General features: G+C 68.5%; 13 protein-coding genes. 8 read left to right on the top strand and 5 right to left on the bottom strand.

Going from position 1 to position 13,300, the window contains the following annotated elements; all coding sequences use genetic code 11:
* Positions 1–38: 38 nt before the first annotated feature.
* Together FYW95_RS05940 and FYW95_RS05935 are read right to left on the bottom strand one after the other, a co-directional pair.
* A complete protein-coding gene (locus FYW95_RS05940) occupies positions 39–965 on the bottom strand; it encodes a phosphotransferase enzyme family protein (RefSeq protein WP_160050087.1) in 927 nt (308 codons plus the stop codon).
* Positions 962–2,320 (bottom strand): helix-turn-helix domain-containing protein, encoded by a 1,359-nt coding sequence (locus FYW95_RS05935; RefSeq protein WP_160050086.1) that lies wholly within the window; start codon positions 2,318–2,320, stop codon positions 962–964. The genes FYW95_RS05940 and FYW95_RS05935 overlap by 4 nt, the downstream gene beginning before the upstream one ends.
* A 305-nt stretch (positions 2,321–2,625) precedes the next feature.
* Between FYW95_RS05935 and FYW95_RS05930 the strand changes: the two genes are divergently transcribed.
* From FYW95_RS05930 to FYW95_RS05910, 5 genes are all read left to right on the top strand, one after another.
* Positions 2,626–3,111, top strand: a complete 486-nt coding sequence (locus FYW95_RS05930) for an ATP-binding protein (RefSeq protein WP_236572082.1) — start codon at positions 2,626–2,628, stop codon at positions 3,109–3,111.
* 253 nt (positions 3,112–3,364) lie between these two features.
* A complete protein-coding gene (locus FYW95_RS05925; RefSeq protein ID WP_236572081.1) occupies positions 3,365–3,697 on the top strand; it encodes a WhiB family transcriptional regulator in 333 nt (110 codons plus the stop codon).
* A 14-nt stretch (positions 3,698–3,711) separates the two neighbouring features.
* Complete coding sequence (locus FYW95_RS05920) at positions 3,712–3,924, top strand: BldC family transcriptional regulator (RefSeq protein ID WP_370463238.1); 213 nt, start codon at positions 3,712–3,714, stop codon at positions 3,922–3,924.
* A gap of 176 nt (positions 3,925–4,100) precedes the next feature.
* Complete coding sequence (locus FYW95_RS05915; RefSeq protein WP_160050083.1) at positions 4,101–5,438, top strand: ATP phosphoribosyltransferase regulatory subunit; 1,338 nt, start codon at positions 4,101–4,103, stop codon at positions 5,436–5,438.
* The gene (locus FYW95_RS05910) at positions 5,432–6,478 is read left to right on the top strand and encodes a polyprenyl synthetase family protein (protein ID WP_160050082.1); all 1,047 of its coding nucleotides are present in this window, start codon (positions 5,432–5,434) and stop codon (positions 6,476–6,478) included. The genes FYW95_RS05915 and FYW95_RS05910 overlap by 7 nt, the downstream gene beginning before the upstream one ends.
* Before the next feature lies 1 nt (position 6,479).
* Here FYW95_RS05910 and FYW95_RS05905 read toward each other — a convergent pair whose 3' ends face one another.
* The 3 genes from FYW95_RS05905 to FYW95_RS05895 all read right to left on the bottom strand — a co-directional run bounded on the left by FYW95_RS05905 (position 6,480) and on the right by FYW95_RS05895 (position 9,538).
* Positions 6,480–7,415, bottom strand: a complete 936-nt coding sequence (locus FYW95_RS05905) for a phosphotransferase family protein (RefSeq protein WP_160050081.1) — start codon at positions 7,413–7,415, stop codon at positions 6,480–6,482.
* Positions 7,412–8,662, bottom strand: coding sequence for a histidine--tRNA ligase (gene hisS / locus FYW95_RS05900; RefSeq protein WP_160050080.1), 1,251 nt, complete (start codon positions 8,660–8,662; stop codon positions 7,412–7,414). Before hisS ends, FYW95_RS05905 begins: the two co-directional genes overlap by 4 nt.
* Positions 8,663–8,956: 294 nt before the next feature.
* Positions 8,957–9,538, bottom strand: a complete 582-nt coding sequence (locus tag FYW95_RS05895; protein WP_201294732.1) for an NUDIX domain-containing protein — start codon at positions 9,536–9,538, stop codon at positions 8,957–8,959.
* Positions 9,539–9,924: 386 nt separating this feature from the next.
* On the opposite strand from FYW95_RS05895, the gene FYW95_RS05890 reads away from it, so the two are divergent.
* From FYW95_RS05890 to FYW95_RS05880, 3 genes are all read left to right on the top strand, one after another.
* Entirely contained in the window at positions 9,925–10,761 is an 837-nt protein-coding gene (locus FYW95_RS05890) for a sigma-70 family RNA polymerase sigma factor (RefSeq protein WP_201294720.1), read from the top strand.
* A gap of 83 nt (positions 10,762–10,844) precedes the next feature.
* Positions 10,845–11,240, top strand: a complete 396-nt coding sequence (locus FYW95_RS05885) for a hypothetical protein (RefSeq protein WP_236572080.1) — start codon at positions 10,845–10,847, stop codon at positions 11,238–11,240.
* The gene (locus tag FYW95_RS05880) at positions 11,237–13,291 is read left to right on the top strand and encodes a hypothetical protein (protein WP_160050079.1); all 2,055 of its coding nucleotides are present in this window, start codon (positions 11,237–11,239) and stop codon (positions 13,289–13,291) included. The genes FYW95_RS05885 and FYW95_RS05880 overlap by 4 nt, the downstream gene beginning before the upstream one ends.
* The last annotated feature ends 9 nt before the right edge of the window (positions 13,292–13,300 follow it).

Here is a 13,300-nt window from a genome sequence, read left to right as displayed (position 1 = left end):
GGTGTTGGGTCTCCACCGCTCGATGAGACCGGTGGCGGTTACCTGTAGGTGCTCCAGCGTGTGGTGGTGTCGCCGTGCTGCAGGGTGTCGAGTCGGTGGCGCCATTGGGCGCGCAGACCGGGGTTGGTTTTCAGGACCGGTAGGACGCTGGTGACGAGCTTGAGTTCGCGGACCTGGCGTAGGACGGGGAACCCGGGCCAGCTCAGCACGTCATAGCCGTACTCCTCGGCGAGCGGGGTGTGGGGGTCCTGGGCGTAGTCCATGCGGACCTTGCCCACCGCTGCGGGCACCAGGTCCCATTCCCGGGGGCCATGACTGAGACTGTCGAAGTCGCAGATCACCGGGCCGCCAGGGCCGGAGATGAGGTTGCCCAGGAACGGGTCGCCGTGGATCACTCCAGCGGGAAGCTCGAACTCCAGGTCCTGGACCTGGGCCTCTAGTTGGTCGGTGCGCCTGGTGAGGAAGCTCCGGTCTGCGTCGGCCAGTCCTTCGGCGTCCGTGATGCGGCTGCGGATCCGATCGAACGGCTCCCACGACGGCAGGGCGAGATCCGGGGCTGGCAGGGAGTGGAGGTGTTTGAGGATGCGCCCGAGGTCGGTACCGGTCGGTTCGGGGCCGGTGGAGGGCACCAGGTGCCAGAAGGTCGCCGTGGCTCCGTCGGCCTGGACGGGCTGGGAGATGTCCTCAACCAAACGCACTGCGGGGGCGTCATGGTGGGCGAGCCACCGTGCCGCCTGAATGACCACGGGAACGCGTTCGACCACGGTTGCCGAGCCGGCGATACGCACCACCAGCCTCGCGCGTGGGAGGCGGTAGACGGCGTTGTTGGTGAACTTGATCAGCTCGGCGTCATCGGCCGCCCTGGCACCCAGTCCGGCTTCCTCGCACAAAGCGGCGAGGACGTCGTGGACGCGGTCTCTGGTGAGGGCGAACCGGGGGCTGGTGGAGGCGGGGATGGTGCTCATGATGTGCGAAGAGTAGCAATCTCGGCGGCCAGGTCAGCTGTCTCACCCCGGGTTCGGTAGGCCTGGGCGGCCTGCTGCAACGGGGCCAGGCGGTCGATCACGCGCACCGAGCGGACCTGCCGGGCGAGGTCGACGGCTTGGCGACCGATGCGCACTCCCTGATCGGGGTCACCGTTGACGATGTGGGCGGTGGCCAGGGTTGTCAGTTCGAAGGCCCGGCTGCGGCCCATGGCGGGGCTGCGGGCATCCACGGCCCGGTACAGGTGCTCGGTCGTGGCCGTGTACGCGCGGGGAGAGGGCGTGGGAAGCGCGGCGTTGACGACCCCCGACAGGGCGTCCAGGTCGGCTTCGTGGAAGAACCGCACCCAGGGGGTGGCGTCCGAGTCGGCGCGGGCGAAGGCGTCGCGGGCGCGTGCGAGGGAATCCATGGCTCGTTTCCCGTCATCGAGGACCGCGTAGGCCCAGGCGGTGTTGGCGCACATGAGCGCGACGGTGCGCTCACACCCGGAGTCCTGAGCGGCGATCTGCCCCAACTGCAGGAACCGCAGGGACTGGACGGTGTGGCCGCGGTGCAGGTGCAGGCGACCCATGCGATAGAGGACGTTGGCCACCAACGAGGGTTCCTCGATGTACTGGGCCTGTTCCAGTGCCAGGGACAGGTGTTCGGCCGCGACCTTGTAGTGACCGACGTCGAAGCTCGCCCATCCGGCGAGGTTGTGCAGATCGGAGACGGCTCGATGCAGCCGGAGGCCGACCCGGTTCGCGGGTTTGGCCACACGTAGCAGCCGGTGGGCGTAGGCCAGGTGCGCCATGATCGAGTCCAGGCACGCACCGCCTCCGAGCTGGTAGTCGGCGGCTCGCAGAGCCTCGGTGACCGTTTCGACATGGTTCACGTCGGTTCCCGTCACCCGCCGGACGGACAGGGGCGAGTCGGGGAGGTTCGGGCCGCGCCAGCTGCGGGGATCGATCTCCACCGCTCCCATGGTGACCTGGGCCGCGTGCGCCAACAGCTTGGTGCTCTCGACACTCTCCCTTTGGGCGCGGCTTGCTGTCACCTGAGGCGCGGCGAGCCCGTCGAGGAAGCGGCGCAGCTTCACCACATCCTTCAACTCGCGCTTCTTCGATTCGAGTTGGGAGATCATCGACTGGGACAGTCCGGTCAAACGCCCGAGAGCCTCTTGCGACAGGTCGGTGCGCGAACGCAGAGCGCGTACCAGAGCGCCTGCGTCGAGACGTCCGGCGGCCTCTTGTATCTCCGGGCTATCCCAGAAGTCCTTGGGTATACACGGACACCTTTTCTTCGCATTGGCGACAGAAGTTCTCTCCCCGCCGCAATTCTCACATATCGACACCATGGGTTCCTCGGCTCGAGAACTGTTCACCGCCCATAGAACAGGGCCCGTGGCCTGACCACCAGCCCTCGCGAAAAAACATCACCACCGTAATAACGATCATCACCCGTGTTCATAGGTGCCGAAGGCACACCGACCCGAGACTGAGAACTCGTCAACGACCTGGAACTGACGCGCAAGGCACGGTGACCAGGCGAGAGAGGACGGTGATGGGGATGAGGGCCGTTGTAGTGAAACAGGCGGAGACTACGGAGAAGGGCACCGGTACACGAACGGTTTCTCCTCTGCCCAAACGCGCCACCGCACCGGTGGACCGTGCTCCGGTCCTGCTGGCGGACAAGGGCGAGTTCATGGGGCACGCGATCACCGTGCCCGGCGAGCCCTCCTACGCCAGGGTCATGCGCCGCCACCTGAGGACACTGGCGTCCCTCCCCGTCTGGGAGGCCGGCCCGGTCGAGCTGCTCGCCTCGGAGTTGTTCAACAACTGCGTCCACCACACCCGATCGGGTCAGGCCGGAGGCGAGATCACCATCAGCGTGTGCAAGCTGGAGGGTCGCACCCAGGTGCGCGTCACCGATGTCGGCCCTCGGCAGGGGGAGGTCACCGTCCCCTGCCTGCGCCCGTTCGATCCCGAAGCCGAGGGCGGGCGCGGACTGCGCCTGGTCGCGGAGGGCGCGGACCGGTGGGGCACCGTCCACCATGACGACGGACGCACCAGCGTCTGGTTCGAGGTGGACCGGATCGAACGGCGCTCGGACCAGCACGCCGAACACGTCGGCCACGTCCAGCGGTGATCACGATGGCCTGGGATGTCAGCGACGACCACGACCAGTACATGGCCGCCTACCAGCTTCATATGCGCCACCGAGGCCGTTGGCTCGTGATGTGGGCTCCGGGCGCACGGGCCTTCTTCGCTTTCTACCGGGGTTGCGCCCACGTCGTTCCGCTGTCCGAACCCACCAGCCAGGAGTTGCATCGCCAGATCCTGCGTATCGAGACGGCCCTCGCCATGACGGCACCCGCCTACTGGTCCTGCCCGAGCCCCGGATGCTCCTGGACATCCAGCAGGCCCATCCACCACGACTGCCCACGGCCATCGGTATGACTGCCTCCCTCACCGACGCACGCGCCTCCTGCCGCGATCTGCCCGACCCCGACCGTATGTTCGGCGACACCCTCCAACAGCGCCGGGCCCGACACATCTGCGCCCCGTGCCCCATCCGCAGGACATGCCTGGCCGAAGCCCTCGACCTGCGGATCGACATCGGGCTGTGGGGCGGCATGACTGCACGAGAACGCCGTGCGCTGCGCCGCCGCAACCCGCAGGTGAACGACTGGCACACGCACCTGGCCCCGCCCCAACCCACCATCCGCGCATGAGAGGAACCGACCCGATGCCATTCATGAACAGTGATGACGCCCTGGAATCCATGGAGGCCCTCACCCCCGCCGAGGTCGCCACCCTGTTCCGCGTGGACGGTAAAACCGTGGCGCGCTGGGCCAGGGACGGGCGTATCTCCAGCTTCCGTACCCCGGGCGGACACCGCCGTTACCTCAAAAGCGAGGTCACCGCCCTGTGGTCACAGCGCCTTACGCCCGCCCGCTGATCGTGTGCGCGGATTTTCCTCGAACTCCCGCCGCATGCCCGCGCTAGCGACTCCGTGCGCGGAAGCACCGGCGCGGCGGCACAACCCCCGAACCCACCCGTGTCGCCGCGCCCCCTACACCGGCCACTCACCACCTGAGACCACACGACAACGACATCCCAAGGAACGGAGCCCCAGTGTCACATACCCCCCGCAACACCCAGCCCTTCGTGGGAACCCGCGACCGGTTCGGCCCCGAGCTGCGCCAGCGCGACTACGCCCAATCCGTCCTGGCCCAGTACGCCCACACCCGCGGATACGACCGCCTTGAAGTCCCCGCCCTGGAACGCAAGGCGTCCTTCAGCCGCCAGGTCGTCGGCGCCTCGCCCTGGCCCGAGTGGAACCCCAAGGGCGTCTTCGAACTCGACGTCCCCGACTACGGGACCGGCCACACCCACACCCACCAGAACACCCCGGCCGTGCTGATCCCCGAGGGCACGGTCTCCGTCGCCCGCTGGCTGGCCTCGGTCCTGCCCACCCAGACCCTGCCGCTGAAGGTCTTCTACGACCTCCCGTGCTGGCGCAACGAAGCGGTCGACACCCTCTCCCAGGGCAAGGCTCGCGAGTTCCGCCAGTTCGGCGCCGAGATCCTCGGAGTCGCATCCGCCGCGGCCGACGCCGAGATCATCACCTTCATCGACGGGGCCCTGCACGCGCTGGGCGCACCGGAGAACTCGGTCCGCGTCCGGATCAGCGACGTCGGCCTCTTCCGTGCCCTGGCAGAGCACAGCGGCTTCGAGGAAACGACAACGATCGCCGTGAAGGAATGCCTCGACGCTCTGGCCGAATGCCGGGCGGGCAAGGACTCCGACCGGGCCACCGACCTCAGCACCCGCCTGGACGCGTTGCTCGCGAACTGTCCCGCCGAGACGGTGGAACGCTGGCGGGCGATGGCCCACCACGACTCCGGCGACGTCGACTCCCACCTCCTGGCCACACTGGACGACGTGGCTCCGGGACATCTGGGACGCCTCGCGTCGATGGCCCATGCCCTGCGGAAGGCGGGTCTGAACGCGGTGGTGGACCTGGGCGTGGTGCGCAGCCATGAGTACTACACCGGCCTGGCCTTCGAGGTGGACGTCATCCTGCCGGATGCCAGCTTCGTGGAGATCGCCGGCGGTGGTCGCTACGACCACCTCATCGGCCACTTCGCCTGCGACGGCCCCGGAAAGGTTCCGGCGAGCGGCTTCGCCTTCGGAATCGAACGCCTCCTGGCCGTCATGGACGCCTGCGGGACCTTCGCCGACGCGCCCACCCATCAGCGAGCACACCATTTCGGCCCCAGCACCGCTGACCGGCTCCTCATCCCGGAACCGACCGGCGACCCGGTCAGCGACTACCTGCGCGCCCACGCCTCCACCACAGCAAACTCCAACGGCCAGCGCGTGGACCTGTGGGTGGGAGAGGCCACGGACACCGACGCCATCCACCGCTATGCCCAGGCCCGACAGATCCCGGAGACCGCCTCGTGCTGACCACCACACTGCACCGCTTCTCCCCGCCCGTGAACTCCCTGTGGACGCGGACCCTGACCCACTGGACACAGGACCTGCCGCCGCACCTGTCCGGACTGGGGCAGGACTACCTGGCCTACGCCCAGGTCGACTCCCTCCTGCCCCGTCCCGTGCTGGCCCTGGTCGGCGCGGGACACGACCAGGCGGAACTCGCCGACGACCTGACCGAACGGCTCGGCACCGTCGCCCTGGTTCCGCAGGTAGTCAGGGACCTGTTCGCCATCCACGACGACATCATCGACGGCGACACCGAGAAGTTCGGCCGCCCCACCCTGCCCGAGGCCTTTCGGCTCCGCATCGGCTCAGCGGGGAACGGCGCGGCTCTGCTCTGGGGAGACATGCTCCTCTCCCTGACCAGGGATCTGCTGGACGACGCCGACCCACAGCACCGAGCAGCCCTGTGGGACGTGGTTGTGGAGTGCGTCCGCCGGACCCAGCACGGCCAACTCCAGGAGCTGTTGTGGCAGCGGGAACTGGAATCCATCACCACGGACGCGGTCGTGCGCATGTACCGCGACAAGGCGGGTGATTACTGCTACGGCCTTCCCTGGCGCATCGGCCACACCGCCACCGGCGCGGATCCCGACCAACGCGAGGCCGTCGCCCGGATCCTGGAGACCATCGGCGCCGCCTCGCAGATCGTGGACGACCTGGCCACCGGGTGCCCGGAACTGATGAACGCGGGCAAGGACGACGCCGCCGAGATCCGCCATCTGCGCCGAACCCTGCTCCTGGTCGAACTCCACCGGCGCATCCCTGACGATCACCGGCTGCGCCCTGTCATCGAAGGGGAGCACGCCACGGACGAACAGACCGAAGAGATCCGTCTGGCGTTCGTCACGACCGGCGCTGCCCAAGCGGCTGCTCGCACCGCTGCTGAACTGGTGGAACAGGCGCTCCGCGACCTGAGCCGTGCCCAGATCGGCGACGCGGCTCACGCCTACGTCACCGACCTGGCGCACCAGCGAGTACTCCACGGCCTGCGTCCCGTGCTCGCCTGATTCATTCCCCGAAGCGGTAACGCACCCAGGCCAGGGCGGCATCCGCTGCCCTGGCCTGGAACGCGCGCAGTCTCGCCCCACCCGGGCTCGGCGGCGGAGCCTGACGGCAGGCCCGCGTCCAGTACCCGGCCGCCGCGACGGCGAAGGAGTCCACGGCGGAAGCCGGGGCCGAGGCGAACCGCGTCGAACCCGCTGCTTTCTTCTCAGCCGCCTCGGGTGTGTGTCCGGCCATGATCAGGTGCGGCACCAGCTCCACCGCGTCGATCCACGCCGCACCACGGCACGGGTGCGCCCAGTCGACCAACCACACCCGCTCTCGGGCGTCGATGAGCAACTGGTCCGCGCGCACGTCACCGTGTGTGAGTGTGTCCCCGTCTGTGTGGTCGGTCCACTCCTTCTCCAGCGAGGAGAGGCGTTCGAGGTTGTCCAACGCCCAGGGAGTGAGTTCCTGGGGAGGCTGTTCCTTCATGGACGACCACCCGTGTAGGACCGGCGCCAACACCTCACCTGCTGTAGGCGCCGCGATGAGCGGGCACGGGGTGAGGTCATCTGCCAGAGCGTCAAGAGCCGAGATCACCGCCGCCACGTCGCCGGAGCCGGGCGAGAGGTCCACGTGGCGGCCGTGCACGGCGGTGAACACCACCAACCGCCACCCGTTCTCCCTTCCCTCCCAGACGAGGCGGGGAAGGGCCGAGTCCGTAGGAGCCGACGCGGCCACGGCAGCCTCCGCAGCCAGGGTCGCGCACAGAGGGTGGTCCTCCGGCATCGCCTTACAGAACAGGGAGCAGTCGCTGGCGGTCGTCAGCAGAGACGCCACAGCCGGGGTGTATCCCCCGCTCTGGGAGCGCTCGCTGACGATCTCCTCACCAAGGGCTCGGGCGACCTTCTCGCGTGCGGCTGCGGGAAGGTCGCCCCACCGGGGCCGGGATGGGCTCACGGGGACAGCGGACGGGGCGCGGCCTCGTCCAAGGCCTGGGCCACCAGATCGAATCCGGCGGTGGCCAACCGTTTGTACACGCCCTTGCCCTTGCCAGCGACGTGTACGGTCTCCACCACATATCCCTGAGCCCGTAGCCGGTCGGCGTGTTCGGCGATCTGTGTCAGGCCCTGGTCAGAGCGCCAGAGCAGCGCCACACGCCGCTCCCTCTGCTCGAAGGTAGGAGTGAGGACCTCGGCCAAGCGCTCGAAGCCGATACTGAACCCGCAAGCGGGGGTCGGCTGGCCGCCGATCCGCCCGATCATTTCGTCGTATCGGCCGCCACCGGCGATGGAGGAGCCCAGACCGGGCGCGGCCACCTCGAAGATCGACCCGGTGTAGTAGCCCATCCCACGGACCAGGGACAGATCCATCACCAGCCGCGCCTTGGGCACTGTCTCAGGCAGAACCACGGCGGAGGCGATCGTACGTAGCTCCTCCAACGGTTCCCCGTCCATCCCCGAGGGCAGCACCTGGGCGAGCTGGTCGGGTGTGGTCGCTGCCTCGGCCTGGGTGAGAACCTTCGACAGGGCGGTGATCGCGGACTGGGAGTGGCCCGCTTCGGCGAGTTCGCGCTCGATCCCCTCCACGCCGATCTTGTCGAGCTTGTCCACCACGATCAGCGTGTGCGCGTGAGTCTCGTCCGCGAACCCGCACGCGGTCAACAGCCCGGTGAGCAGACGGCGGTGGTTGAGCCGGATCGTGAATTCCTCCAGCCCCACCGCGGCCAGAGCGCGGCTACCCGCGCTGAGCAGTTCGATCTCCGCCAGGAGCGAGGCCTCACCGAGGATGTCGATGTCGCATTGGGTGAACTGCCGATACCTGCCCCGTTGGGGGCGCTCAGCGCGCCACACCGGTCCGATCTGCACCGCGCGGAACGGAGAGGGCAGGTCGGGGGCGTTGGTGGCGTAGAAGCGCGCCAGCGGCACCGTCAGGTCGAACCGCAGACCAGCGTCCGCCAGGGACGCCACGTCAGTGACTTCGTTCAGAGAGATGCCCCGGCGCAGGGTCTTGAAGATCAACTTCTCGTTGTCGCCGCCCTGCCCAGACTCCAGAAACCGCAGGTCCTCCAGCGCGGGGGTCTCGATGGGCCGGTACCCGAACCGGGAGAACTCATGATGGATGGTGGCCTCCAGCCGTTGACGCCGCTCTGCGGCATCGGGCAGGACATCGCGCATACCCCGCACGGGGGACGGGCGTTGGGCCACGATCGCTCTCCTCAGAAATGGTGTGGTCTACGGCGACTGCCGAAGCCCAACCTAACCGGACTCTCGAATGTTTGGTGAAAACTCGCGGATCTGGACGGGCGGAAACTTCATGCCGATGGCCACACGGTTGGGTCGTTCCGTGTGGAGGGGTGATGTTGCCTCGGTTGGGCCCACATCAGCCGACGGTGACGAGCTGGCTCCTTGTCGTCGCTGAGGCACTCCCACGTGACGGTTGAGGAGACATGTCCGGTGGTCGAGGGCTACCGTTCGCCGAGGCGGTCCTCTCCTCCCGAGTCAGCGAGCGCTGGCAGCATGGGCTCGTGAGAGCTGCCGGACGTGTCGGCGTATCCGGCTGTGATCCTCCGGGAAGGCACCCTGCCAGTCGTCTTCCAGAGGGATCCAGGCGGGCGGCTGCCCTGCCTCTCCGCCCAGGCGAAGACTGCGATCGATGATCGCGACGTACGAGAGTCCGAGCGTGGGCGACCAGTCCGAACGATAGGAGCGGACACAGGCGGCAGCTGGTAGAGGGAGCAGGTTTCCTGAGACTCCTGTCTCCTCCAGGAGTTCCCGGGACGCCGCTTCGCGAGGTGTCTCACCAGTCTCGACCTTGCCACCGGGTGGCACCCAGCCCCGACAACGGTGCCGGACGAGAAGGACGTGACTGAAACCCGGGTCGGTAACCCACACTTCTACTGACAAAGGCTTCAAAATGCCCTGACTGGCTTCCTCTAGCCATGTACAAGCGTTGTCGAACTCCCGCTCGGCTCGGCGGACATCGGTCAGGGCAGCGACCAAGGTCCTCTGCTCAAGCGCATCACGAATCACGAAAGACACTCTACGCCGCCCGAACTCCCCCAGGTGGTCTTGCCATGTCATATTCCTGCGCTCATGCCCCAAGGGAAAACCACCCTCAAGAGATCTCTGGCTTGAGGTCGACCACGGTTGAGTTCTGCGGTCGCGCGTGTTCTGAAAAAATTCTTTCCCTCTGGTCATCCTGCTGGTGAGCACGGCCCTGGCATAGCACTCACCGCTTGCTCACTCTGGCGTATGCGCAGGTGAAAGCGGTTTCGCTAGAGGCCTCGCATAGGCCCCGTGGGCTCCTTGCGCGTGCGTCTTTGGTTGATTCTTTACCCTCGCTCCCATGAATTGAGCATCTTCTGAGCAACCCCTGAATGAGCGGTGAAACCGTTGCGAACCCTGCCTGAGAACACCACCATGTTCAATGCGGATGTCATTTCTCGCTCGCATCCGAGGGGGCATCCGTGGCTTTCGCATCTTCACCGCTGACAGTCGTCGAAACCGGCTTCGTTCGCCTGTCACCCACCCACCTGACCCTGCGGGGGACCGACGTCCACCCCTGGCTCCAGGACCGCACCTATTCCCTGTACGAGCTGCGCGGCGTGCTGATGGACGAGGGCACCCCGCACGACGTGCGCGACGCGGTCTGGCGGCACACCATCCGCGCCGCCCGCCTGTCCCAGGACTGGATGGTCGGAGCGCTCGGGCTGTGCCTGCCCGCCCTGCGCTCTGCGGCCGGGCGGGCCTGCCGGGGCCTGACCGCGGACGGGGTGGACACGGTGGAGTCCGCGATCGTGTCCGAGGCGGTCCACCGGGTCCGCACTATCAACCTGAACTACGCCCGGCTGGTCTGGTACCTGACCCGGCCCGCGCACCGCGCCGCGCTCTCGGCGCGCAGGCACGAGCAGGAAGCGCCGGTCCCGACCGGTGACCCGGGACGGCAGGAGGGCCTCGACCCGGGGGTTCAGGCCAGCCCGGACCTGTTGCTGTTGTCCGCGGTGCGGGTGGGCGTCCTCTCGCGGGCGGAGGCGCGGTTGATCGCCCGGACCAGGCTGGAGAACTTTCCCTTGGCCGAGGTCGCGGAGCAGTCCGGGGTGTCCTACAAGACGCTGGCCAAGCGCCGGGAACGCGCGGAAGCCCGGCTGGTGTCAGCGGTGTGTTCGGGTGAGGTGGTCATCGCTGACGCCCTCACCCGCCCCGAAGATCGGCCCGCCTGCGAGCGCACGTCTTTGCGGCTGCTGGCGACCGCACCGGTTCTTGGGAAGTCGTTGTCGCATTCGCCTCTGCCGGTGGCTTCTTAGGGGAGCAAATACGGGCACTGGGCCTGGGTTGGACAACGCCCAGTGCCCGGCGCCCGGTAGGGGCGCAGCACCAAGGGGGGCGGATGACAGCAGTGGCGAAGACGTGCGGGGTCCGGCAGGTGGCGGTGGTCGTGGCGGCGGGTGTGCTCGCCGTGTGCTGGGTGGTGGCGGGCGGCGATGCGGTGTGGGTGTGGGCTGCCGAGGCCACCGCGGAGTCGGCGGAGGAGGAGACCGCCGAGCTGCGCCAGGTCGTGAACCGCATCCGCATGGTCATCATCGCCCTCGCGTCAGCATTGGGGACCCTGTTCCTGACGATCGCGGCGGTGCGGTGGCTGGCCGCCAACGGTGAGGTCGGAGCCATCGACGGCGCCAAACGTGCCCTGACCGGAACGGCGGTCGGATACGGCATCGCGATCCTGGCCACGGTGCTCATGGACATCGTGGAGTGGATCGTCAGCGTGGGCGGGGCCGGCGAGTGAGCCCCGCGCCGTGGGGGCGGGGTCCGGCCAGCCCGGAACCGCCCCCCTCCGACGACCCGCTGCCGCCGCCCACCGACGACCCGCTCCCGGAACCCGAAGACCCCGGGAGCGAACCCGCACCTGAGCCGGAGGAGGTACCGGCCCCGGAACCGGAGATCACCGACGACCCGCTCCCGCCCCCGCAGGACCCACGCGAGGACGAGCCGCCGCTGCGGGAGCAGTCCGAGGCGCCAGTGGAGGTCGACACCGACGAGGACGTCTTCGACTGCGGCCTGGTCGATCCCGGCTGCCACGTCTCGAACTGGTTCGCCGACTTCGTCGTGTCCGGCCTGAACCCGGCCCTGGGGTGGCTGGCGACCAAGGCCTTCCACACCCCGGAGCCGACCGAGGGGATGCAGGCCCTGCACGGCGGCATCCTCACCACCAGCAACACGCTCTTCGTGCTGCTCATCGTGGCGGGCGGGATCGTGGCCATGGGCTACCAGAGTGTGCAGAGCCGTTACTCGGCCGCCGACCTCCTGCCCAGGGCGGTGTTCGCCTTCGTGGCCTCGAACTTCTCGCTGTGGGCGGCCCGGGAGATGATCCGGGCCTCCAACCAGATCTCCGCGGCCATCGGCGCCCAGGGCATCGACGCACGCGAGGCCGCGGAGAACCTGCGCGACCGCATGGAGGTGATCCTGGAGGAGGCGCTGGTCTTCACCATCCTGCTCCTGGTGGTCGTGGTCGTGCTGCTGGTGGTGTGGATGGTCACCGAGGCGGTGCGCATCTGCATGGCTATCGTTTTGACCATCGCCGCGCCGATGCTGCTGATCTTCCACGCCCTGCCGCAGACCAACCGGATCGCTGAGCTGTGGTGGAAGTCCATGGCGGGCCTGTGCGCGATCCCCATCGCCCAGTCGATCGTGTTCATCGCCATGGCCAGGTTGTTCTTCGAGGGGCAGATGACGATCTTCGGATCGCTACGCCAGACCGCCGCGCCGGGGCCGGATCCCGGCCTGGTCCTGGACACCGGGCTCGGAAACGGCCAGACCGTTGTGCTGGCCAGCAGCGTGCTCGCCTCGCCCAGCGACGCCGACGTGGGCGACGCGGGTTGGCTGATGAACATCATGCTGCTCCTGGTCCTGCTGTACGTGCAGATCCGGATCGGCTCCTGGGTGATGAAGCTGGTTTGGCAGCCCAACCCGGGTACCTCGCCCATCGCCGCGATTCTGAAGAACATCGCGTGGATGATGGCGTTTCGCTCGGTCAGCAGCATGCGGTTGCCGTCTGCTCCGGCTTCGTCGCTGAAGTGGCAGTTCTTCTCGCCGCGCACGCCCGGCCGTAAGCTGCCCCGCTACACGCCCAAACCTCCCGCTGGGATGCAGCAGCCGCAGCCGCAGGCGTGGTGGTACCGGCCCTACAACCCTCCCCGCTACCCGGCCGGAGCTGTGCCCGCCGCACCCGGCGCAGCCCTGCCCGGCCCCGGCGGTGCAGGGTATGGCCCCGCTGGTGGGGGCCACGGCCCACCGTGGCCGGGTGGCCCCGCTCCTGGAGGTGGCCCTCTGCCCGGTCCCGGGGGCGGCTACCCCGGGACGGCTGGCGGCCCGCCGTGGCCGGGAGGCCGCGCCCGCGGTCCGCTCGCGCTGACAGGACCGCGCGCCCTGCCGCCGGTCCCGCCAACGCGCCCGGCACCGCCCGCACCCGTGCGCCGCGAACTGGAGGTGGGCCACATGCCCGGATCACCCAGGACCGGCCAGCAGGCACTCTTCCCGCGCCCGGCTCCGCCACCGGGCCGGTCGGCGCCGTCCGCGCCGCCTGAGCGCAGATGGCGCCAGGGGGTCCTGCCGACTCCGCCGCCGGTACGCGTTCCCGGCAGGCGCGCCACCCAACGCCTGGGCCTGCCGGACCCGGCGCCCCGGCCCTCGGCGGGACTGCGCCACCTGCCCGACATGCCGTCCGTGACCTGGGGCAAGCCGCCGCACGTCAAGGGTCAGCGGGCGCTCTTTCCCAACCCCAAGCGCATGTGGAAGCAGTACGGCCTCTTCCCACGCCCCGGCCGCGACACCAAGTGATCTTCGGAC

This window comes from Nocardiopsis sp. FR4, assembly GCF_009830945.1.
Taxonomy (GTDB): domain Bacteria; phylum Actinomycetota; class Actinomycetes; order Streptosporangiales; family Streptosporangiaceae; genus Nocardiopsis.
Note: the sequence above shows the minus strand (reverse complement) of the source record. Positions and strands in the feature narration are given on the sequence as shown.

Excerpts from the sequence above, each read along its gene's own strand:
- FYW95_RS05885 (WP_236572080.1), top strand. The coding sequence starts at position 10,845 with ATGACAGCAGTGGCGAAGACGTGCGGGGTCCGGCAGGTGGCGGTGGTC.
- FYW95_RS05935 (WP_160050086.1), bottom strand. The coding sequence starts at position 2,320 with ATGGTGTCGATATGTGAGAATTGCGGCGGGGAGAGAACTTCTGTCGCC.
- FYW95_RS05925 (WP_236572081.1), top strand. The coding sequence starts at position 3,365 with ATGCTCCTGGACATCCAGCAGGCCCATCCACCACGACTGCCCACGGCC.
- FYW95_RS05895 (WP_201294732.1), bottom strand. The coding sequence starts at position 9,538 with ATGACATGGCAAGACCACCTGGGGGAGTTCGGGCGGCGTAGAGTGTCT.
- FYW95_RS05940 (WP_160050087.1), bottom strand. The coding sequence starts at position 965 with ATGAGCACCATCCCCGCCTCCACCAGCCCCCGGTTCGCCCTCACCAGA.
- FYW95_RS05920 (WP_370463238.1), top strand. The coding sequence starts at position 3,712 with ATGCCATTCATGAACAGTGATGACGCCCTGGAATCCATGGAGGCCCTC.